Genomic DNA, 22,612 nt, shown 5'->3' with positions numbered 1-22,612 from the left:
GGAGGTGATTTTATGCGAAGATTTATGATGGCAGAAGCTACAAAACATGACACTGTCTTCTCTCAATTAGGTGCAGATGTACATGTAATAAACTCTTTACTATGTTATATAACTTTTGATATTGAGGGAACAGAGATATCTTATGTATATAATATAAATAAAAAAGATAAATACTTTCTTCAACGAATAGAACCCTATCCAGAACCAGCTGGAACATTTAATAGTGAAGATGAATTGATAGATACTATAAAAATAGATATTGAACAATTCAAAAATGCTAAAAATTCTAATGTGTTTAATGACTTCGTAAAAATAAATAAATGTCTAAGCGAAACTATTAGAAATTTCGAAGATTTATATTTATATTATAATGTACCCCATGAAACAATAGATAATATAAAAGATAAATTAGATTCTATCCAACAGATAATAAAAAATACTAAAACTTCTTGCAAGAAAATATATGAAAAGAAAGATCCTGATACAATATAGTATTGTTATTTTATATACTATTAAATTTTCTTTATATATTATAAAAATACTTGGACATATTCATTTTTTTCTGTATTATTAGAACATACGATCTAATACAATTAAATATGAAATAAGGAGATGTTTTAAATGACGTTAGATTATGGAGTTTATATTGCAGTGTCTATATTTATAATAACTTATATATTTATTATATCTGAAAAAATAAATAGAACTGCTATCGCTCTTTTTGGAGCATCTCTACTAATTGGTCTTAAAGTTATTAGTCAAGAATATGCATTTGATGCTATAGACTTTAATACTATTGGTTTATTAATAGGAATGATGATTATGGTTTCTATTATTAAAAAAACAGGAATTTTTCAATATGTAGCTATTAAAGCAGCTAAAAAAACTAAGGGTGATCCTTTTAAAATAATCTTAACCCTTTTTCTTATCACAGCAATATCTTCTGCTTTATTAGATAATGTTACTACTGTATTATTAATTGTTCCTGTTACTTTAGTAATCACAGAAACATTAAAAACTAATCCCCTTCCTTTTTTAATTCCTGAAATCCTTGCATCAAATATTGGTGGAACTGCCACTTTAATTGGGGATCCTCCAAATATAATGATCGGTAGTGCTACAAACTTAGGATTTATGGATTTTGCTTTAAACCTTGGACCTATTGTAATAATTATACTAGGAACAACACTAATAATTTTTAAATTTTTATATGGTAAATCAATTACTGTTGATCAGAATCTTAAGGATAAATTAATGACTTTTGATGAGAGTAAATCTATTAAGGACTATTCCCTATTAAAGAAAAGCTTGTTTGTATTAGGTCTAACAATGATAGGATTTATACTACATCAATATATTCACTTGGAATCAGCAACGGTAGCATTAATAGGTGCATCACTCTTATTAATTATAAGTAAAAAGGATCCAGAAGATATTCTTCTAGAAGTAGAATGGTCCACTATATTCTTCTTTGCAGGATTATTTGTTCTAGTGGGAGGATTAGAAAAAGTTGGAATTATTGAACATTTGGCATCAGGAGTATTAGATCTTACTAAAGGTGATTTGATGCTTACAACTCTTATGATATTATGGGTTTCAGCTTTGGCATCGGCTTTTATTGATAATATTCCTTTTGTTGCTACAATGATTCCCCTTATAAAAAGCATTGGTGCAATGTCAGCCATAAGCATCGGACCCCTATGGTGGGCCTTGGCATTGGGAGCTTGTTTAGGTGGAAATGGTAGTTTAGTTGGTGCGTCTGCTAATGTAATCGTCGCAGGATTTTTACAAAAAACTGATAATAAATTATCTTTTATAAATTTTCTTAAAATAGGTTTTCCTATAATGATTTTATCTGTAATTTTATCTAGTGTGTATTTAGTATTATTCTATATATAGTAGAGAAAAAAGACATTTTTCTTGAGAAAAATGTCTTTTTTATTTTTATAATTTCTCTAAAATTTATCATATAATCATTAATAATTACACCTCTATATCAAATTTCCCTTTACTTCTACCCTTATTTAAAGTATAATATTATCATAATTTGTTAAACATATAGGCGATGGAGCTCGCCTCTAAGTATTACATAATATTGTAATTAATGGCTCCTACCTAAAGTATAGCTTTGGGTAGGAGTCTTTTTATTTTAAGGAGGAATCTACATGGCATTAAGTTTTGCACTTATTATCATATTTGGTCTTTTAGCTAATAAATTATTTGAAAAATTAAAACTTCCTGGATTATTAGGTATGCTAATAGTAGGAATTTTAATAGGCCCTTATGCCTTAAATCTTCTGGATAAAAATATATTATTAATTTCTGAAGATTTAAGAAAAATAGCTTTAATAGTAATATTACTTAGAGCTGGTCTTGGCATCAGAAAAGAGACTCTAAATAAAGTAGGGATACCTGCAATAAAAATGAGCTTTATCCCTGGATTATTAGAAGGATTTACTCTAGTATTTATAACAATAAAAGTATTTAATATTTCTTTTACTGAAGCTGGCATATTAGGATTTATAATTGCAGCAGTATCACCTGCTGTTGTAGTACCCTCAATGCTTTCATTAATAGATAAAAATAAAGGGTCAAAAAAAGGTATACCTACATTGATTCTTGCCAGTGCTTCCATTGATGATGTATTTGCTATAACAATATATACAACTTTCTTAAGTATGTATACAACAGGAAATGTAAGTATATTTAGACAATTAATTAATATTCCCATATCAATAATTTTAGGTATAATCATAGGTATTATTATTGGATTAATTTTAACTAATATATTTAAAAAACATCACATAAGGGATACAAAAAAGACTTTAATACTTTTAGGAATTGCTATTATATTTAATAGTTTAGAAAATCCAATTAAGGATTTTATTCCTATTGCTACCCTTTTAGGAATAATGACAATAGGATTTATTTTACTTGAAAAATATCCTGTTGTAGCAAATAGATTATCTTCCAAATTAAATAAAGTATGGGTTCTAGCCGAAATAATCTTATTTGTCCTGGTAGGAGCAGAAGTAAATATTTTTGTAGCTATGGATTCAGGATTACTAGGTATATTAGTAATAGCCATTGGTCTTATAGGTAGATCTATTGGTGTACTCATTTCCCTTATTGGCACTAATTTTAATTATAAAGAAAGATTATTTTGTACAATAGCCTATACTCCTAAAGCTACAGTGCAAGCAGCAATAGGAGCAGTCCCTCTAAGTATGGGAGTAGAAAATGGTGAATTAATCTTAGCAATAGCCGTACTAGCCATAATAATTACAGCTCCATTAGGTGCAATCGGAATAAAATTTGCTGGAAAAAGATATCTAGAATAGATATCTTTTTCCGTCTTCTAAATGATTTATTATTTAAATTTCATCATTATTTACTGCACTTTGATTATAAGCAATAGCTTTTTGTCCTGCTGGAGAATTATTCCATAGTTTTTCGGAAGTTTTTTCCCATTTATCAGCAACCGCCTTACATTTACTTACTAATTCATCTACATCTTCTGGACTTTCTAAATCTGTAGAATGGGCTTCAGACGATTTAACTATCTTAGCCAATTCTTCTTGATTATCTAGTAAAGGACATGGTCTAAGTTGATTTTCATTAAATGGCTGTCTTTTTCCATATTCTTTAAAAATTGGGGATTTTAATGTTTCTAAAAGAGAATTATTTTTAATATTTAAATTAGAATAATGTATAAAAGCACAAGGTTCTACATCTCCATTAGCATTTATATGTAAATATCGTCGCCCACCAGCTATACATCCATTTACATACTCTCCATCATTCCAAAAATCCAAAATAAATATCGGCTTTTCATTCCTAAATCTTCTCACTTGATGATACATATATTCTCTTTGTTTGTCATTAGCCATAAGATCTGTTGGCGCTCCATTTCCTATTGGCATATATGTAAAATACCAGCAAAATTTAGCTCCTTTACTAATCATTTCATCTATATACTCATCACTTCCTACCTCATCTACATTTTGAGAAGTATAACATGTGGAAATACCAAATGGCAATTCACGTTTCTTTAATATATCCATTGCATCTATTACTTTTTTATATGTTCCCTTACCACGACGCTCGTCCGTCGCATCTTCAAATCCTTCAATACTAATAGCAGGTATAAAATTATATACTCGTTTCATTTCATCCCCAAATTTTTCATCTATAAATATCCCATTAGTAAAAGCTAAAAATGCACAATCAGAATGTTTTTCACATAATTTTATAACATCCTCTTTACGAACAAGTGGTTCTCCTCCTGAATATATATACATATATATTCCTATTTCCTTTCCTTCTGTTATAATCCTATCTAAGATATCAAAATCTAAAGAAAGCTTATCTCCATATTCTGCTGCCCAACATCCAGTACATTTTAAATTACAAGCTGATGTTGGATCCATTAATATAGCCCAAGGTACATTACACCTCTCTTTTTCAGCAATACTTTTACGTACTTTAGTCCCAGCAATTGAAGCATTTATAATAAAATTATTCATCAATACATGGCGTGACTCTACATCAATTTCATTATAAATACTTTTAAGCAATATATTCCAATTGTTTTCTGAGTCTGTCATAATTTTTCTAACGGATTTATAAACATTCTTATATTGTCCGTCCTTATCAAATTTTTCTAACCATTCAATAACTCTTGGAACATTTTTTTCATAATCTGAATCTAAATAATTTAGTAACTTGTTTATACCGTATACTTCAAATTTTCCCTTAACTCGTTTCATTTTAAATACCTCCCCTATTATTTAAATCTTATTTAAATAGTCTCAAATATATGACAACATATCCAATTCATATATTTTATAACCAATAATAACGACTAATCCTATATATAAGCTTTTAGAATTAATATTATTTAAAATGATAATATTAACACTCAAAATAGTCTCATTCTTTCTGTCATATCATAATATATTGTAAAAGCATTTTATGAGGTGATAATATATGTATTATGATTTTGCAATAGCTGAAATTCATGGTGGTCCCCTTCGACCACAGATAAAAGGATATGTAAGTTTCCAAAAAGTATATGGGGGAGTAGTAGTTTGTGCTAATGTTCAGGGATTACCAGAATATAAACCTGCTAATAATAATGATGAACCTATAGGTCCCTTTGGATTTCATATCCATGAAGGAAAATCCTGTGCTATAGGAGATCCAAAAGAACCATTCCAAGAAGCTGGTGAACATTATAATCCTAGAAATGTTCCCCACGGTAATCATCCTGGAGATTTCCCTGTATTAGTCGCTAGTAATGGATGTGCTCAAATGTGTTTTTTTATTGATAAGTTTACAATTAAAGAAGTCTTAGGAAGAGCAATTATAATACACCAGAACCCAGACGATTATAGATCACAACCTACTGGAAACGCAGGTAAAAGATTAGCTTGCGGAATAATTAAGCCTATCTGGAAATACAGGTAAAAGATTAGGTTGTGAAATAATTAAACCTATGTATAATCAAATTAATATAAATTGGTAATAAAAACATAAAAGACATTTTTACTTAAAGTAAAAATGTCCTTTTATATATATTCTATCCAAAGATACTACTGAAAAAATCCTTTATTGCATCTACTATTTTTGCTAAAAAAGATTTAGCTTCTGGATTATCATTGATTGCTTTATTAATTTTATCTCCTAATCCTTTTATTTGAGTTTTTATATCATCTAAATTTAAATCCAATCCTGATATATTCTCCATAAGTTTAGCTATTTCATCTATTTGATCTTGAGAAAGACTTATATTTAATTCATCAGCTTTATCTTCCACAACTTCCTTTATTTCATTAATATTAGTAATATCATTATTTATAACATATATTTTGATTTCATTTATTAGATCTGATGCTTCTTCTTTGCCTATCTCATTTCCAAGTTTTGATGTCTTTGCTAATTCTTCACTGGCAATTTCTTTTGCATTCTCAGATATTTCTTCTCCTGACATATCTTCAAATGCTTTTATTATTCCAGTAAGAGCTGCTGTACCACTTGCCTTTACCGGACTATTTACCAATACTTTTGCATCCTTTATACCTACTGTCACTAAAGCATTTTGATACATCTCATTAGTTACCCATGTGATATTATTACTATTTACTTCTATACCTTCTCCCCCTTGAAGTTTTTTCACATATACTGAAGATATTGAATTATTACCTATTATATTTGCATCTATGTATTCTCCAAAATACTTTCTTTCTTCATCAATAGTAACCTCTATAGTCTTTACATCATCTTCTACTCCAAAATAATCTAACATTTCCTCCCTTTGTGCCGCAGTTAAGTCATGTCCTAAACTAACTACTTCTTCTCCAACCTCAGCATCTCCAAATGCTACACTAGGAATTAAAAAAGTTAATATTAATATAATAGACATTATTTTCTTGTTCATACAAACAACTCCTTAATATAATCTCTAAAAGTATTATACCATATCATAAGCATTTTTATATAAGTTTGTCTTTATTTTGAAATATAATATTCATATTACATAAAAAACCCCTTATAGAATACTTTTCTATAAGGAGTCTAAGTTTAATTATTTAAGTCTAGGAAATAATATATTATTCTCTAAATGAATATGTTGGAATAAATCCCTTTCGATCGCTTCTATTTTTTCATAAGTTAATTCATATGTGGAACATCCATCATCTGGTACTTTAAATCCATCTGTTAATCTTCTAATTTCTTTTATTATATCTCCTGCTTCATCATGTTCAGATTCTGTTTCGTCTAAAACTTTTAATGCTCTTTTTCTTATTTCTTCTGATGGATTTTTTTCATATTCTTTTATTAATGGGAATAATATTTCTTCCTCTTTTATTAAATGTCCTTCTAATTCTGTTTTTAATTGATTAAATAACTTATGAAGTTGTACTAAAACATCTCCATGACTTATATAATGAACTTTTAATATTTTTGATACTAATTTCTCTGTCACAGGCAATTCTTCCTTTAAAAATGCATGATGTTTATTCACTATATAATCTATCATTTTAGTGTTACTTTCTTTATTCCAATCTATACCTTTATTCATTTCGCTTTTAAATTCCTCATATTCATTGTTTAATCTATTCAATAATTCTTCTTCATTTAGATCTTTTTCCTTAATAGCTTCTGCTAATGGTCTGTCTCCTCCACAACAAAAATCTATTTCATATTCCATAAATATATTTATAGACTTTGGAAATTTAGCTGCTATTTCCCCAATTTTTTGATCTTTTTTTACAAATTTATTCATAATAATCTCCTTTCTATTAATAGTTCGGTGTAAAACTACAATAACCTATATCATCACACCTATTTTTCATATCGTTCCATACATCATTTTCTTCTATTGTCTCTAAGGCTGTTGGATATAAAATATAGTTCTCCTTGAATATATGGTCCCTTAAATTAAATACAATATACTTAGAAACTTCATCTACATTTGCTTTAAAATCATCAAAGTTCATATTTTCTACATCATGAGCATATTTTTTTAATAGGGCTTTTTTCTGCCTCAAATCTTCATGTTCCATTCTCATTATTCTAGGAGGTCCTGTTACTTCTCTATCTTCCATCTCCATGAAAAGCACATCTTCTTCTCTTTGATGATGCTTTTCTGCATCTAATATACTTATAGATAGTTCCCTTAATCTCTTAAATTCTTTTCTATCTTTATTAAAACTATTCATATTTTGAATTCTCATATTAATATCATCAAGTTCAATTAAAAATTCTAATATTCTATCATGTTCATTAATTAATGTATTAAGCACATGACCTTCACTTATTTTCATTTTTAATTTTTCCAATTCATCCTTCAATACTTCCATATGAATATCACATAAATGTCTTAAATCTTCTGGTTTCATACCCTTTTCAATGAGTTGTTGTTCAGCTTGAGATAATTCTAGCGGAGTAATAGTTTTTACTAAATCCAATGCCTCATCTCTTATATCTGGAGTAACTCCGTTCTTATTTAATTTCTCTAATACTGATGATAATTTATCAATTTTATTCATTATATATCCTCCTTCTTTAACCTACTAATATATCCTTAACTATCCTTGCAGATTCTTTTAATTCTTCTATTTTTTCTTTCTTAGGAGCAAATTTTACCCTTAATGGAAATTGTAAATTATCTATACCTGTAAATTTGATTACATAAGAACTATCCACTAATTTAATATCTGTATTCCTCAGGTAATCATTTATAATCTCTATAGCTTCTCCACTCCATCCATAAGAACCAAAAGCTACTCCTATTTTTTCTTCTAATTTCATATACTTAAGCATTTTTAGTACTTTTTCTATTCCTCCTACCATATCTGCATATCTTGTAGAACTTCCAAAAAATATGGCATCGGATTCCTTAATTTTTTCTCTAACTTCACCTAAATCTACATCTTCTTTAATATTCATCACAATAGTCTCTATATTTTTTTCTTTTAATTCTTCTGATATATGATTTGCTACTTTTCTTGTACTTCCAGTCATCGTTGAATATAATATAAGAGCCTTTTTATCTTCCTTTGGTTTACTCATCTCATCATATATATCAATATATTTTACAGGATTATCTCTCAATATATATCCATGGGATGGTGCTATTGTTTTTATATCTATATTTCTTATTTTTTCAATCATATCCTGTACATAGGGTCTATGAGGATGCATAATTAAACTATAATATCCTTTAAAATCCTCTATTATATCTTCCTTAACTAAATCATTAAATAATTTTTCTGTAGCAATATGAGTACTAAAAATATCACAAGAATATAATGCTCTATCTTCCACAGCATAGGTAATCATTGTTTCCTCTGTATGAAGATACGGTGTTTCAAAAAATTGAAGAGTCTTTCCACCTATATCTAATGTATCTTCATCCTTTATAATTAAAAATTCTCTATTATAAAGTTTATACATTTCCTTAAGTTCTTTAGCTCCTAATTCTGTTGTGACTATTACTGCATCTTTAGCCTTATTAGCTAATGCTGGCAATCCTCCTGAATGATCAGGCTCTACATGATTTATTACTATATATTGAATCCTTTCTAGCTCAATATATTCTTTTAATGTTTCAACAAAGCTTCTTCCAAAGCTAATATCCACTGTATCTATAATTGTTGGTTTCTCTGTATCTAAAAAATAACTGTTATATGTTGTTCCTTTTTCTAAAATCAATCTGTGAAATGGTACTTTCCTATCATCTACATATCCTATCCAGTATGAATTATCTGCTACCATTTTTCTATCCATTATATATTCCTCCCAGAAATGTTCTTCTTTTCTTTGATTTATTAATTTAATTATAAATGGAAATAAGATATATTACTGTGATAGATATCAAATTCCGATAAAAACACTCGGAATTATTTTTATAAAATTTGTATATATAAAAAACTGATATCTAATTAAAGATATCAGTCCATCATATTTTTATTGAACTTAATTTATTGGTTTTGATACTGGTCCTTAATAATTTGAATTCAAATTATTTTTTAATCTTTATTTCTAAAAAAAGATATTCCTCCAAAACCACTAACAATCGCTATATAAAATCCGAGATCATAAAACCAACCGGTATTTACTGTTTCATAAACTCTTATATTTTCTTTAAATATACCTGCTATAAGAGATATAGGTGCAATCCATCCATGCCAAATCCCCCAGAAAAAACCAGCAGGATCTGATGACGTATATGTTCCATCTCCTGGCATACATCCTGATAAGATTAAAGATATCATAAAACCCATAATAAATAATACAAATATTTTTTTCCTCATAATATTCACTCCTACAATATTTAAATTATTATACCAAACCTTTGTGCTATTTCTTTTAATCCCTATTTCAATTTCTTCTTTAGAAAAATTATTATTTTCAAGAAATCCATCACTCAAACCATTGAGTCTATCATAGAAATCTAAAACTAATAATATATGATTTTTATTTTTTAATCCAAATTATCAAATAATAAACTTTCTGCTCTTTGATCTACATATACTTTACCACAAGATGTACAGAATCTACTTTTACATCTAAAAGCCACTTTTTTAGATATACCACACTTTGAACATTCATACTCAATATATCCATTTTCTAACGAGCCACATCCTATCATTTTTTCCACTTCTTTAATTACAGTTTCTCTAATCTTATGTTCATATAGCTCTACAAATGTTTCTCAATGGTCTATAAATATTTTCTTTAATTTACTTGCCAAAGAAATTACTTCTATTTATTAACTGGTATAAGTTTACAGTTGAACTAGAATCCTTTATTCCCAAGGACTACGCCCTAATTTATTATATCAAAAAAATTAACTTTACTTAACAATAAAAAAGAGAAATTAGAGGATGTTATAGGCTATATGAAAAACTGGGTTGATGGTGTTATCATTAGACACAAAGATTATAATAAACTACAAGAGCTATCAAAATATTCTTCAATCCCTATAATAAACGCAATGACATCAGAAAATCATCCTTGTGATATATTATCAGATGTTTACTCCATAAGCAGGATAAGAAAAAACTTTGATGATCTAACGTATACATTTGTAGGATAAAAAGCAAACATCTATAATTTTTGAGAAAGTATCTCGAAATTGATGGAATTTAAACTAAATCATATATCTCCTGATAGTGAAATATCATTAAATAAGGTTTTAAAAGAGACAGATATAGTATCAACTGATCCTACGCAATCAGACTTACTAAATGATAAATATATAAGTAAATACCAAATTACATTAAAGAGAATGAATTTAATAAAAGAAAATTCTTTATTAAACCCTTGTCCACCATTTTTTAGGAATGAAGAAGTGAGCGAAAATGTTATAAATTCTAAGTATTTTGTAGGATATGAATTTAAGAAAAACTTGTTCTATGTGCAACAAGCAATTATTTTATGATACTTAGAAATAGATTCTATTTTCTAGTATTCAATTCCTATTTATAGCAGCATATTTATTCTATCTATTACACACTCTAAATACTATAAAGCTAGTATTCTCTTATAAAAGGAGTGAAAAAAATTGTCAAAACATAAACTAGTAGTTCCTGAAGCTCGAGAAGCATTCGAGAAATATAAGATGGAAATTGCTAATGAGTTTGGAGTAAATGACCCAAGATCTCTTGCTTCAAATCATACTGGTTATATAGTAAGAGATCTAATTAAAATGGGTGAAGAACAAATAATGAATAATAATCATAGCCACCCGTAAAACGGGTGGTTTGCTCTAGCCCTGTAAGGGCTTTGCATGACTATCAAATATCATTAAGCTACTACCCATGAATGATGATACAGCAAAGGAGATTAATTTTTATATTTATAGCTAAAAGCCTTTTAGAACCACCTTTTTAGCGGATGGTATTCATAATACATCATAAAAAACTGGTGATTACTCACCAGTTTCAACATCTTCTTTTATTGACTCTCTCAAAGAATGCCATGCTAACACCGCACATTTTACTCTAGCAGGCATATTAGAAATATTTTGTAAGATAAAAGCATCTTCTAATTTTTCCAATTCCTTTTCATCTGTTATTTCCTTTTTTATCATGCCTATAAATATATTTACTAAATCATAGGCTTCCCTTTTAGATTTTCCTTTGATTAAATCTATCATCATTGATGTGGATGCTTGAGATATAGCACATCCGTGACCTGTAAAAGCTGCATCCTTTATAATATCCCCATCAAATTCTAATTCTAAAGTCAAATCGTCACCACAACTTGGATTATGTCCTCTTTCCTTATGATCAGGATTTTCCAAATGTCTTCTATTATGACCACTTTGATTATGCTCCATTATCAATTCTGTATATATTGAATTAAGATCCATAACCTAACCACTTCCTTACATTTTTTAAACCCTCTATAAATTGATTCACTTCTTCGATAGTATTGTATAAATAAAAACTTGCTCTACAAGTAGAATTTATTCCTAGATATTTCATTAGAGGTTGTGCACAGTGATGTCCAGCCCTTACTGCTACTCCATAACTATCTAATATAGTAGCCACATCATGAGAATGAACATCCTGAATATTAAATGAAATAACACCACCTCTTTTATCTATATCCTGTGACCCATATATAGTTATATAATGTATCTCCTTCATCTTATCTATTGCATATTTAGTAAGCTTCATTTCATGATTTTTTATATTTTCTAATCCTATATCCTCTATATATTCTACGGCTGCTTTCAATCCTACGGCTGCTTCTACATTTTGAGTCCCTGCTTCAAATTTATAAGGGAGTTCTGCATATGTGGATGATTGCTCTTCCACATATTCTATCATATCTCCTCCTGATAAAAAGGGAGACATTTTCTCTAATATTTCTCTTCTACCATATAATACTCCAATACCCATCGGTCCTAGCATCTTATGCCCTGAAAACACATAAAAATCTGGATCCAATTCTTGAATATCCACTTTCATATGAGGTATTGCTTGAGCTCCATCTATCAATACTACGGCACCTTTTTGATGAGCATAATCTACCATATATTTTATTGGATTAATTGTTCCTAGAGCATTAGATACATGACCTACTGCTACAATCTTTGTTTTATCTGTCACTTTATCTTTAAAATCTTTCATATTTATTATGCTATTCTCATCGAGATAGACAAATTTCAGTTTAGCCTTATTTTTTCTAGCTACCATTTGCCAAGGTAATATATTACTATGATGTTCTGTAATTAATACTACTATTTCATCTCCATCTTTTATATTCTCCATTCCATAAGAGAAAGCCACTAGATTTATAGCTTCTGTAGTATTTTTGGTAAATATTATACTTTCTGAATAGGGACTATTTATAAATCCCTTAATTTTCTTCCTAGACTTATCATATTCTTCTGTAGCTTTAATGCTTAATGTATAAGCTCCTCTGTGGATATTCGCATTATTACTTATATTATACTTTTCTATAGCTTTAATTACATTTAATGGCTTTTGAGTAGTTGCAGCGCTATCTAAATAGGCTAGATGATTATTATTAATTTGCTGATTTAATATGGGAAAATCTTCTCTAATTCTCTCTATATTAAGACTTTTCATCTATAAGCCTCCTATGAATATTTTCTTCTACTTTTTCCTTCAAATCTTCATATGGAATCTTATCTATTACAGGCTTAAAAGATGCCTCTACTATCATTTTTTTAGCTTGACTTTCACTTATTCCACGACTCATTAGATAAAAAAGTTTAAGTTCATTTATCTGTCCTGCACTAGCAGCATGCTCTCCTTCTACATCATCCTCACCACATATAAGAGCCGGAATTGCATCGGATTTAACTGTCTTATCTAGCAAAAGAACATATTCCTCTTCTTCTCCTTTAGATCTAGAAGCTCCCTTCTTAAAGTCTAAATCTCCTCTAAATACTTTCTTAGCTCTGTCCTTTAAGGCTCCTTTAGTATTTATATTTGATTCACTTCTTCTTCCAAAATGATTCATTTTATATTGAACATCTATCTCCATATCCTTATCTCCAAAATATATACTTTTAAGATCTGCTTTACTATTATCTTCTTTAAGATTTGTAATAAAACTTGAAGCTGTTATCTTTCCTCCTAATTCTATGGATACCCAATTAACCTTAGCATCCCTGCCTACTATAGCAATATTTGAATCAAAATCATCTGAGTCTTCGTCCATTCTTTGAAGCTTTATAATAGTTACATTTGAATTATCTTCTGCATAAACCTTTGTAACTCCACTATGAAAAACTTTAGTATTTGAAGTATAGTCCATTACCACAGTTAACTCACTATTTCTTTTAGCAATTATCAGATTATGATCTAATAACAATGGATTATCATTATCCATTTTAAAATCTAATCTAATTGGTTCTGAAATTCTTTTATTCTTCTCTATTTTTATTATTACACCACTATTTGATAAGGCTTCTGTTAATGTAACAAATTTTTTATCTACACCAAATTCTTCATTTACTCTTAAATATCTTGTGAACTCATTTATATCTTCTTTTACAGTTCCCATATCTCTAATGTCTAAATCTTCATGACCAGGTAATTGTAGATTATTATATTCTCTATAATCTGGTATATCAAAATCTTGCAAATTTATCCTCTTCCATTTGGGTATCTGAAGCTTATTATATTTCTTCAATTTATCTAATCTATACTCTTTAAAGCTTAAATTATTTAATAAATTTTCATTGTACATAAATTCACCCCTTATCCTATTGTTCCTTCAAGCTCTATCTTAATAAGATTGTTAAGCTCTACTGCATATTCAAGAGGTAATTCCTTAGCTATTGGCTCAACGAATCCTCTAACTATCATTGCCTTTGCTTCTTCCTCACTTATTCCTCTACTCATTAGATAGAATATAGCTTCATCACTTATTCTACCTATTTTTGCTTCGTGACCTATATCAATATCATCATTTTTCAAATCTATAATTGGTATCGTATCTGAATTGGACTCATTGTCTAACATTAGTGATTCACAGGATACTGTTGATTTACTCCCATGAGCATTTGGTGCCACTCTTAGTAATCCTCTATATAATGCATATCCTCCATCCTTTGATATAGATTTAGAATTAATATTTGACGTTGTATAAGGAGCGGCATGAACGACTTTAGATCCAGTATCTAAATACTGACCATTAGCTGCAAATGTAATACCAGTAAATTCTGCCTTTGCTCTTTCTCCTCTTAATATACTCATAGGATATAACATAGCTACTTTGGAACCAAAAGATCCGGATACCCATTCTATAGTTCCATTTTTATCTACCACTGCTCTTTTAGTGTTTAAATTATACATGTTTTTTGACCAATTTTCTATAGTACTATACCTCAATCTAGCATCCTCTTTAACAAATAATTCTACACATCCAGCATGAAGATTATTTACGGAATATTTAGGTGCGGAACACCCTTCTATAAAGTGTACCTCTGCACCCTTTTCTACTATAATTAATGTGTGTTCAAATTGTCCTGCTCCAGGAGCATTAAGTCTAAAATATGATTGAAGGGGTATATCTACCTTTACACCTTCAGGAACGTACACAAAGGATCCTCCTGACCATACGGCTCCATGGAGAGCAGCAAATTTATGGTCATTTGGCGGTACTAATTTCATAAAATGCTCTTTTACTATATCCTCATAATCTTTCATTGCTGTTTCCATATCGGTATATACTACTCCTTGATCCACTAATTCTTGTTTGATATTATGATATACAATCTCTGAATCATATTGAGCTCCTACTCCGGCTAGAGATTTCTTCTCTGCTTCCGGTATTCCTAGAGAATCAAAAGTCTTCTTGATATCCTCTGGTACTTCATCCCAATCAGTACTTATATCTGCATCTGGACGAATATAATGAACAATATTATCTATATCTAAATCTGATAGATCAGGTCCCCAAGTAGGTACAGGTTTACTATTATATATTTCTAAGGATTTTAATCTAAAGTCTAGCATCCATTGAGGTTCATTTTTTTCTCTAGATATCTCTTTAACTATTTTCGATGTCAAACCCTTTTCACTTTTATATTTATATTTAAATTCATTCTTTTGATCATATATACCACGCTGAATATCAGCAATATATGTTCTTTTCTTTTTCTCCATTAATATTCACCACCTATTATAAAAACGATTATTTAAATTCTTCAAAACCTTTTTCTTCTATCTCCCTAGCTAATTTTATCCCTCCAGTTTTAACTATCTTTCCATCCACTAATATATGAACAAAATCAGGCTCTAGATAATCTAATATTTTATTATAGTGAGTAATTACTAATATAGCATTATCATCATTAGAAAATGCTTTTACTCCATTTGATACTATTCTTATAGCATCAATATCTAACCCAGAATCTGTTTCATCTAGTATGGCTAATTTAGGTTCTAGAACTACCATTTGCAAAATTTCATTCTTTTTCTTTTCTCCACCAGAAAATCCTTGATTTAAATATCTTGATGCATAAGATTCATCCATCTCTAATAATTTCATTTTTTCCTTTAATACTTTTCTAAAAGCAAATACCCCCTGATTTTCTCCTGTTAAGGTCATTTTTGCATTTCTTAAAAAATTTTCTACAGTTACTCCAGGAATTTCTTCTGGATATTGAAAAGATAAGAACATGCCTTCCTTCGCTCTTTTGTCTACCGATAAATCATTTATAATCTTATCATTAAATATAATTTCTCCATCAATTATTTCATGTTTTGGATGCCCCATTAATACGTTGGCAAATGTTGATTTCCCAGCTCCATTTGGCCCCATCATAATATGAATTTCACCCTTATTCATCTCTAAGTCTAAGCCTTTTAATATCTCAGTTTCATCCACTTTAGAACGCAAATTCTTAATATCCAATATTTTTTTGTTCAACTCACCCATCTCCTTTAATTCAATAATAAATTCCTAGTAAAGTACTCAAGATTAAATTCATAATTATATCCTACTACATTAGTAGGATATCGTCAACATTTATAATTACTTAAATTTAAACAATTATATTATATTTATTTAATATTATTTTACCCAGAATTCATAGTATAAAACTATGAATTTAATCATTATTTTTTATAAATATTATAAATGGGACAGGAGAACCGTCCCCCTGTCCCATTTATAATATTGGTGATAAAATCTTACCGATAGATTCTTTTATTTTTTGTATTAATCCTCTATTTTTATAGTTTTCATATAATATTTCTCCACAATTTTTAAAGTCATTTAAAAAATCTTTTTCTAATCTCTTTGCTATTTCCTTTTCATATACAAATACATTTACTTCAAAGTTTATATGAAAACTTCTATTATCTAGATTGGCTGTACCTACTGATGCTGCAATATTATCTATCAATAATGTCTTAGCATGAACAAATCCTTTTTTATAAGAATATATTTTTACTCCAGCTTTTAATAATTCTTCTACATAAGATCTTGAACCCCAGAAAGCTATGATATGATCTGCTATATCTGGAATTATTATTCTCACATCTACATCACTTAATGCAGAAGTTTTCAATGCCATCATTATACTCTCATCAGGAATAAGATAAGGTGTTGTTATCCATACCCTTTCAGTAGCAAAAGTTATAAGAGAAAAATATGACTGTAATATTGACTGCCATTCGTTATCCGGACCACTAGATGCAATTTGAATCAATTGTTCTCCATAATACTTTAATTTAGGAAAATATTTTAAATCTTCAAGATTTTCTCTTGTACAAAAATACCAATCATTAATAAATATATTTTGAAGCTCATACACAGCTTCCCCTTCTATCTTCATATGAGTATCCCGCCAAAATCCCAATCTTTTATCTTTACCTAAATATTCATCTCCAATATTTATACCACCTGTAAATCCAATACATCCATCTATAATTATTATCTTCCTATGATTCCTATAATTTAATTCTCTACTTAATTGGGGTAAAAATACAGGTAAAAATCCTACAACTTCTATTCCTGCACTTTTAAGATCATTTATATACTTTCTACCTAGTCTCCAACTTCCAACGCTATCATATATAAATCTTATTTCTAGTCCTTCTTTGGCTTTCTCAATGAGTATATTTTTAAGTTCATTTCCTATGTTATCATTTTTGACTATGAAGTATTCTATATGTATATGATGCTTAGCATTTAACAAATCTTTTTTAAGTTCATTGAATTTATTATTACCATTGGTTAATATTTGACTTCTATTATTAATAGTCACTGGAGATTTAGAATTATTTAATATGAGACTTATTAATCTTCTTTGCAATGCATGTCTATCTTCTGAAAATATATCAGTTTCCTTTACTGCTTTTAATTGAACTTCGGCCATATCTTTTAAACTTTTAGATCTAATATTCTCTTCATTCTTAAATATTTTTTTCTTTCTTATATTTTGACCTAAAAATAAATAAAGAACAAATCCAATTACAGGGTTTATAAATAATAATAAAAGCCAAGCTACTGTTTTTTGTGGATTTTTGTTTTCAATAAAAATCACTACTGCAATTGCTATTATATATATAATAAATAAAATAGATAATACACTTCTAAATATGTATATATAATTTCTATTTATACCTAAAACACCTTTTCTATTTAAATTTTTGCTAATAAACGAAATAAACTTCATATCTAATATGAAATTCGGTATTAAATACAATATTAATAATAATAGCGATAATAACAAAAAATATTTCTTTAATTTATGCATTTAATCAATCACCTTCATGTAAATTTTATTCTTATTTTAGTATAGTTAATTTAGTTTTAAATAAATTCATTATAATTATACCAAAAACTATATTTCTTAATCTAATAATTAACTCTTATAAACCAATATTTAATTAGTGATGCACTAAATCCTAAATCCCAAGGAACCATATATCTGTCTGTATTATGACAATTAACTAATCTATATCCCTTGGAATCAATACCTGTGACCATAGATATATGGACTACTTTACCTTTCTTTTCATAAGCTACTATATCTCCTGGTAGTAATTGATAAGATGATTTCAATATTTCATTATAGTCTCCATAAGCTATTAATCCTCCTCTACCACTATGTAACATGTAATCCTTGAATCCTTGAGCATTTACCCACGCTCTTGTCCCATCTTTTATATAATTCCAAGAATATGTTTTTTCAAAACTTCCACCTTCATATAATGATTGAGAAGCAAAATTTGCACAATCTCCTCCTAAAGAATTATAATTTTTATAATCTGAATTATATTTATAATTATTAGAACCATCATCTGCTGCACCTGCATATTTGTCAGAATATTCTATTGTTTGTATGCGTCTTTCACTTAATTCAGGATTCTTACTTTCTCCCTCTAATATAATATTTTTTATATCATCTCTATTTTCCTCCTTTATTGACAAAATATCTGCAAAAGGATCATCATACCAATCCTTAATAATAATCCATTCATCGTCTTGCTCTTGAATATCCATTTCATGATATGTACCTATTCTAAATGTATTTACACTTTCTATATCATCTTCATATACATATTTATATTCCGTAGATGCAGTTAGATTTAAAGTTATTTTTTCCTCATATTCCTTTGTCCAATTTATTATTGGTGTAGTCTCTATTGATATAAATTTTATACCTTGTTTTTCAGACCATTTATGTAAGTATTTCATTTTATTTATTTCGTGTTCATATGCCCATATACCATATTTCTTATCTAAATCATATAACTTTTTTATCTCATCCTCTTTTTTGGATAATATGGAATTATTTCTAATTAACATATTATTTTTAATTATTGTATTGTAATCTTCATTATTGAATACTGTTTTTAATTCTGTATTTCTTAGTATTATAATACTAAATAATATTAGCAAAATTATAATAATTACTAATATATTTTTTTTCTTAACTATTATAATCATATATTACTCTCCTTTCATATATTAATTTATGATTTAAATTTTAATTATAGAATTAAGATATACAAAAAATTCTCAAGACTAATTAATCTTGAGAATTTTTTACTTGCCAATTGGTTTTCTTCTATAATTTATAAATACTATTCCTGATGCCACTCATATTAATGCACCTATTTTCCACATTATCCACAGTTTTAGTGGATAACAATGTTTAATACTCTAATATTTATTATATATTATATGTCAAGAAATGACTTGTTTCTATTATTTCATACACAGTCTGTGGATAAAATAATATTTTATCCACAAGTAATCAACAATACACTGTTTATATTTCCATTATTAATCAACATCCTTTTCAAACGATTTTACTAATCCCATGTATATAGACCATGCAACTTTTTGCTGATATTCAGAATCATTTAATAATTTTTCTTCTTTACTATTTGATAAAAAGCCACATTCAACTAATACAGATGGACATTCAGCCTCTCTTATTAAATATATACTATCTCTAGATTGAGGTTGTCTATCATTATTTTTATCTAATATTTTCCTTAATTCATCTTGAATATTTTTTGCTATTTTTTCACTTTCTTCTGACCCTTTTTTATAGAATGTTTGTGCCCCATAATATTGAGACTGTGGAAAACTATTTAAGTGAACACTAATAAAAACATCTGGTTCAGAACCATTTATTAATATTCTTCTATTTCGTAAATCTTCATTCTTTTTTTGACGATAACTTTGAGATTTTTCTGTAGTTAAATCTTCATCTATTTCCCTAGTAAGTACTGCAATTCCTCCTCCTTGTTCTATAAGTTTCCTCAATTTTAGTGTTATTTCTAAATTAATATCATCTTCACTTCTATCTAAACTCCCTTTAGCTCCTGGATCAAATCCTCCATGCCCTGCATCTAAAATTACTATTTGATTCATTATCGGATTTGAAAATGTCTTCACCATTTGTTCTTCTTGATAAAAATATAAAAATACTGCTAATATCACTATAGGAATTAGTAAAAGATTCCTTTTTCTTATATTTATTTCTTTCATATTATACCTCCAATGGACTATAACTAAACAGCCTATTATTTTTATTGATATTAATATAAATATTTTTGTAATTTAAATGATATTACTATTATAAATTTTTTATGACAATTCTAATATTTAAAGGAATTATTGAATATTTCCAGAATATATTTCTATAACGTTAAGAGTTCTAATATTGATTTAAGGAGGAATAAAATGAGTATAGTAGATCCAAGAATTAAAAAAATGGCTAAAGTATTAGCCAGTTATTCATTAAATCTTAAAAAGGGAGATTTTTTTGTAATTCAAGGGAAACCAATGACCCTTCCATTAATTAAGGAAGTCTATAGACAGGCTCTAAAGGTAGGAGCAAACCCCTATGTTGTAATGAAGCACAATGATATATCAGAAATCAAATTAAAAGAAGCATCCGATGAGCAATTGAATTTTGTTGATCCCTTCTCCTATACTATGGTAAATGAAGCCGATGCAGTATTAAACATCCTAGGTGATTATAATACTAAACAGATGGCAAATGTTGATGCTAAAAAAATGGGAATAATCTCTAAAGCAAATAGAGCAGTTGATGAAATAATCATGAAAAGAGCCGGAAAGGGTGAGCTTAAATGGAGTCTATGTCAATATCCAACCCATGCTGATGCCCAAGAAAGCAATATGTCTTTAGATGAATATGCAGATTTTGTATTTGAAGCATGCCTTCTATATAAAGAAGACCCTGTGGCTGAATGGAATAGAGTTCATGATGATCAACAGAAAATAATTAATTACTTAAAGAATAAGGATCATATTGAGGTGAAATCCAAAGATACTCATATAACTTTAAGAGTTGGTGGTAGAACATGGATAAATTCTGATGGACATAATAACTTCCCTAGTGGAGAAGTATTTACTGCACCGATAAAGAATACAGTTGAGGGTCACATCAGATTTAGTTTCCCTGGAATCTATATGGGTAAAGAGATCGAAGATATAAGGCTAACCTTTGAAAAAGGTAAGGTTGTGAAAGCTGAAGCAGCTAAAGGAGAAGACCTACTTCATGCTCTATTGGAAACAGATGAAGGATCTAAATATATTGGTGAATTTGCAATAGGTACTAACTATGGTATCAAGAAATTCACTAAAAATATGCTATTTGATGAAAAAATAGAAGGCACTATCCATATGGCATTAGGAGTGGCTTATCCTGAGTCTGGTGGAAAAAATAAATCTAGTATCCATTGGGATATGTTATGCGATATGAAAGACGATGGTGAGATTTATGCTGATGGTGAGCTGTTTTATAAGGATGGTAAGTTTATAAAGTAAGACTTAAAGGAGTGGAGATTCTGATCCACTCCTTTACAATCTAATACTTACCTACATAATTCCAACCAAGATGTATACCTGGATTTCCTGGTTGCCAACTAGCTTGTGCTCCTCTTCCTGTTTTTCTATTAAATTGTAAGGCAGAAATAATTCTTAAAATTTCATCTATATTTCGTCCTACTGGTTGTGGATTAGTTATCCAAGCCTGTATTCTTCCTTCTGGATCTATTATAAAGGCTCCCCTCCAAGCAAAGCCTTCCTCTTCATTTAGTACTCCATAAGTTTTTGATACTTTCTGAGTTCTATCGGACAGTAGTGGAAAATTTATCTTTCTTCCTGATGGTGAGTTTTGTTCAAATATTTTATGAGAATAGATACTATCTGTACTTATACCTAGTACCTCTGTATTGAGTCTATTAAATATGTGATATCTATCAGCAACTGCTGCCAGTTCTGTAGGTCAAACAAATGTAAAATCTGAACCATAAAAGAAAAGAACTACCCAGCTACCCAAGTAATCTGATAAAGATACCTTCTTAGGTTCACAGTTTACTATGCCCTCTAAAGTGAAATCTGGTGCTTTATCTCCTATATCAAAATAATCACAATATTTTTCACTTATTATGCAATCAGGATATGGATAGTATCCGTCTTTATATTTATCATATGATTTCGTTTCATTACTTTCATAAGGCATCCAATATGGATTATAGTACCAATAATTTTTCACTTACTTACCTCCTAGTACAATATATTTGTAACATAAAAGTTACATAGTATTACTTTCTATAAGTTA

24 protein-coding genes, 1 pseudogene and 1 riboswitch are annotated in these 22,612 nt (G+C 28.6%); of the genes and pseudogenes, 8 read left to right on the top strand and 17 right to left on the bottom strand.

The annotated features are described in order from the left end of the window. The first annotated feature begins 12 nt into the window (after positions 1-12). The 3 genes from GOQ29_RS04480 to GOQ29_RS04470 all read left to right on the top strand — a co-directional run bounded on the left by GOQ29_RS04480 (position 13) and on the right by GOQ29_RS04470 (position 3,341). Positions 13-492 (top strand): hypothetical protein, encoded by a 480-nt coding sequence (locus GOQ29_RS04480; RefSeq protein WP_203371439.1) that lies wholly within the window; start codon positions 13-15, stop codon positions 490-492. A 129-nt stretch (positions 493-621) separates the two neighbouring features. Then, a complete protein-coding gene (locus tag GOQ29_RS04475; RefSeq protein ID WP_203371438.1) occupies positions 622-1,899 on the top strand; it encodes an ArsB/NhaD family transporter in 1,278 nt (425 codons plus the stop codon). Between the two features lie 153 nt (positions 1,900-2,052). Further along, a riboswitch (Fluoride riboswitch) is annotated at positions 2,053-2,121 on the top strand. A gap of 44 nt (positions 2,122-2,165) precedes the next feature. Next, complete coding sequence (locus GOQ29_RS04470) at positions 2,166-3,341, top strand: cation:proton antiporter (RefSeq protein ID WP_203371437.1); 1,176 nt, start codon at positions 2,166-2,168, stop codon at positions 3,339-3,341. A 33-nt stretch (positions 3,342-3,374) separates the two neighbouring features. Here GOQ29_RS04470 and GOQ29_RS04465 read toward each other — a convergent pair whose 3' ends face one another. Continuing rightward, positions 3,375-4,769, bottom strand: a complete 1,395-nt coding sequence (locus tag GOQ29_RS04465; RefSeq protein WP_203371436.1) for a radical SAM/SPASM domain-containing protein — start codon at positions 4,767-4,769, stop codon at positions 3,375-3,377. Positions 4,770-4,989: 220 nt separating this feature from the next. Between GOQ29_RS04465 and GOQ29_RS04460 the strand changes: the two genes are divergently transcribed. Further along, a complete protein-coding gene (locus GOQ29_RS04460) occupies positions 4,990-5,469 on the top strand; it encodes a superoxide dismutase family protein (protein ID WP_203371435.1) in 480 nt (159 codons plus the stop codon). 112 nt (positions 5,470-5,581) lie between these two features. Here the strand turns inward: GOQ29_RS04460 and GOQ29_RS04455 are convergent, their stop codons facing one another. The 7 genes and pseudogenes from GOQ29_RS04455 to GOQ29_RS04430 all read right to left on the bottom strand — a co-directional run bounded on the left by GOQ29_RS04455 (position 5,582) and on the right by GOQ29_RS04430 (position 10,192). After that, the gene (locus GOQ29_RS04455) at positions 5,582-6,439 is read right to left on the bottom strand and encodes a DUF1002 domain-containing protein (RefSeq protein WP_252187512.1); all 858 of its coding nucleotides are present in this window, start codon (positions 6,437-6,439) and stop codon (positions 5,582-5,584) included. A gap of 147 nt (positions 6,440-6,586) precedes the next feature. Continuing rightward, on the bottom strand, positions 6,587-7,288 hold the full coding sequence (ric, locus tag GOQ29_RS04450; protein WP_203371434.1) for an iron-sulfur cluster repair di-iron protein: 702 nt from the start codon (positions 7,286-7,288) through the stop codon (positions 6,587-6,589). Between the two features lie 16 nt (positions 7,289-7,304). Then, a complete protein-coding gene (locus GOQ29_RS04445; protein WP_203371433.1) occupies positions 7,305-8,054 on the bottom strand; it encodes a DUF438 domain-containing protein in 750 nt (249 codons plus the stop codon). 16 nt (positions 8,055-8,070) lie between these two features. Then, the gene (locus tag GOQ29_RS04440; protein WP_203371432.1) at positions 8,071-9,294 is read right to left on the bottom strand and encodes an FprA family A-type flavoprotein; all 1,224 of its coding nucleotides are present in this window, start codon (positions 9,292-9,294) and stop codon (positions 8,071-8,073) included. A 242-nt stretch (positions 9,295-9,536) separates the two neighbouring features. Continuing rightward, on the bottom strand, positions 9,537-9,821 hold the full coding sequence (locus tag GOQ29_RS04435; RefSeq protein ID WP_203371431.1) for a hypothetical protein: 285 nt from the start codon (positions 9,819-9,821) through the stop codon (positions 9,537-9,539). A gap of 63 nt (positions 9,822-9,884) precedes the next feature. Further along, positions 9,885-9,977 (bottom strand): annotated as a pseudogene (locus GOQ29_RS14975) (DUF6483 family protein); the annotation flags it as partial. Positions 9,978-9,991: 14 nt separating this feature from the next. Then, on the bottom strand, positions 9,992-10,192 hold the full coding sequence (locus GOQ29_RS04430; protein WP_350445972.1) for a transposase zinc-binding domain-containing protein: 201 nt from the start codon (positions 10,190-10,192) through the stop codon (positions 9,992-9,994). Between the two features lie 150 nt (positions 10,193-10,342). Between GOQ29_RS04430 and GOQ29_RS04425 the strand changes: the two genes are divergently transcribed. The 3 genes from GOQ29_RS04425 (at position 10,343) to GOQ29_RS04415 (ending at position 11,263) form a co-directional block, all read left to right on the top strand. Next, positions 10,343-10,606, top strand: a complete 264-nt coding sequence (locus GOQ29_RS04425; protein ID WP_350445971.1) for a hypothetical protein — start codon at positions 10,343-10,345, stop codon at positions 10,604-10,606. A gap of 42 nt (positions 10,607-10,648) precedes the next feature. Further along, a complete protein-coding gene (locus tag GOQ29_RS04420) occupies positions 10,649-10,951 on the top strand; it encodes a Rossmann-fold NAD(P)-binding domain-containing protein (RefSeq protein WP_203371428.1) in 303 nt (100 codons plus the stop codon). A 123-nt stretch (positions 10,952-11,074) separates the two neighbouring features. Continuing rightward, complete coding sequence (locus GOQ29_RS04415) at positions 11,075-11,263, top strand: alpha/beta-type small acid-soluble spore protein (RefSeq protein WP_203371427.1); 189 nt, start codon at positions 11,075-11,077, stop codon at positions 11,261-11,263. A 177-nt stretch (positions 11,264-11,440) separates the two neighbouring features. On the opposite strand, the gene sufU is transcribed toward GOQ29_RS04415, so the two are convergent. The 8 genes from sufU to cwlD form a co-directional block, all read right to left on the bottom strand. Next, a complete protein-coding gene (sufU, locus tag GOQ29_RS04410; protein WP_203371426.1) occupies positions 11,441-11,884 on the bottom strand; it encodes a Fe-S cluster assembly sulfur transfer protein SufU in 444 nt (147 codons plus the stop codon). Beyond that, complete coding sequence (locus tag GOQ29_RS04405; protein ID WP_203371425.1) at positions 11,874-13,112, bottom strand: cysteine desulfurase; 1,239 nt, start codon at positions 13,110-13,112, stop codon at positions 11,874-11,876. Before GOQ29_RS04405 ends, sufU begins: the two co-directional genes overlap by 11 nt. Beyond that, on the bottom strand, positions 13,099-14,241 hold the full coding sequence (sufD, locus tag GOQ29_RS04400; RefSeq protein WP_203371424.1) for a Fe-S cluster assembly protein SufD: 1,143 nt from the start codon (positions 14,239-14,241) through the stop codon (positions 13,099-13,101). Before sufD ends, GOQ29_RS04405 begins: the two co-directional genes overlap by 14 nt. Positions 14,242-14,252: 11 nt before the next feature. Next, a complete protein-coding gene (gene sufB / locus GOQ29_RS04395) occupies positions 14,253-15,662 on the bottom strand; it encodes a Fe-S cluster assembly protein SufB (RefSeq protein ID WP_203371423.1) in 1,410 nt (469 codons plus the stop codon). Positions 15,663-15,690: 28 nt separating this feature from the next. After that, positions 15,691-16,428, bottom strand: coding sequence for a Fe-S cluster assembly ATPase SufC (gene sufC, locus GOQ29_RS04390; protein WP_203371422.1), 738 nt, complete (start codon positions 16,426-16,428; stop codon positions 15,691-15,693). A 241-nt stretch (positions 16,429-16,669) separates the two neighbouring features. Next, entirely contained in the window at positions 16,670-18,262 is a 1,593-nt protein-coding gene (gene cls, locus GOQ29_RS04385) for a cardiolipin synthase (protein WP_252187510.1), read from the bottom strand. A gap of 101 nt (positions 18,263-18,363) precedes the next feature. Further along, entirely contained in the window at positions 18,364-19,458 is a 1,095-nt protein-coding gene (locus tag GOQ29_RS04380; protein ID WP_203371421.1) for an amidase domain-containing protein, read from the bottom strand. 339 nt (positions 19,459-19,797) lie between these two features. After that, the gene (cwlD, locus tag GOQ29_RS04375; RefSeq protein WP_203371420.1) at positions 19,798-20,511 is read right to left on the bottom strand and encodes an N-acetylmuramoyl-L-alanine amidase CwlD; all 714 of its coding nucleotides are present in this window, start codon (positions 20,509-20,511) and stop codon (positions 19,798-19,800) included. 195 nt (positions 20,512-20,706) lie between these two features. Between cwlD and GOQ29_RS04370 the strand changes: the two genes are divergently transcribed. Continuing rightward, positions 20,707-21,816, top strand: a complete 1,110-nt coding sequence (locus GOQ29_RS04370) for an aminopeptidase (RefSeq protein ID WP_207750641.1) — start codon at positions 20,707-20,709, stop codon at positions 21,814-21,816. 40 nt (positions 21,817-21,856) lie between these two features. Here the strand turns inward: GOQ29_RS04370 and GOQ29_RS14565 are convergent, their stop codons facing one another. Further along, positions 21,857-22,513: a peroxiredoxin gene (locus GOQ29_RS14565; RefSeq protein WP_252187513.1), complete on the bottom strand. Its 657-nt coding sequence runs from the start codon at positions 22,511-22,513 to the stop codon at positions 21,857-21,859. Between the last annotated feature and the right edge of the window lie 99 nt (positions 22,514-22,612).

The organism is Anaeromonas gelatinilytica (assembly GCF_016820635.1).
Classification (GTDB): domain Bacteria; phylum Bacillota; class Clostridia; order Tissierellales; family SIT17; genus Anaeromonas; species Anaeromonas gelatinilytica.
Note: the sequence above shows the minus strand (reverse complement) of the source record. Positions and strands in the feature narration are given on the sequence as shown.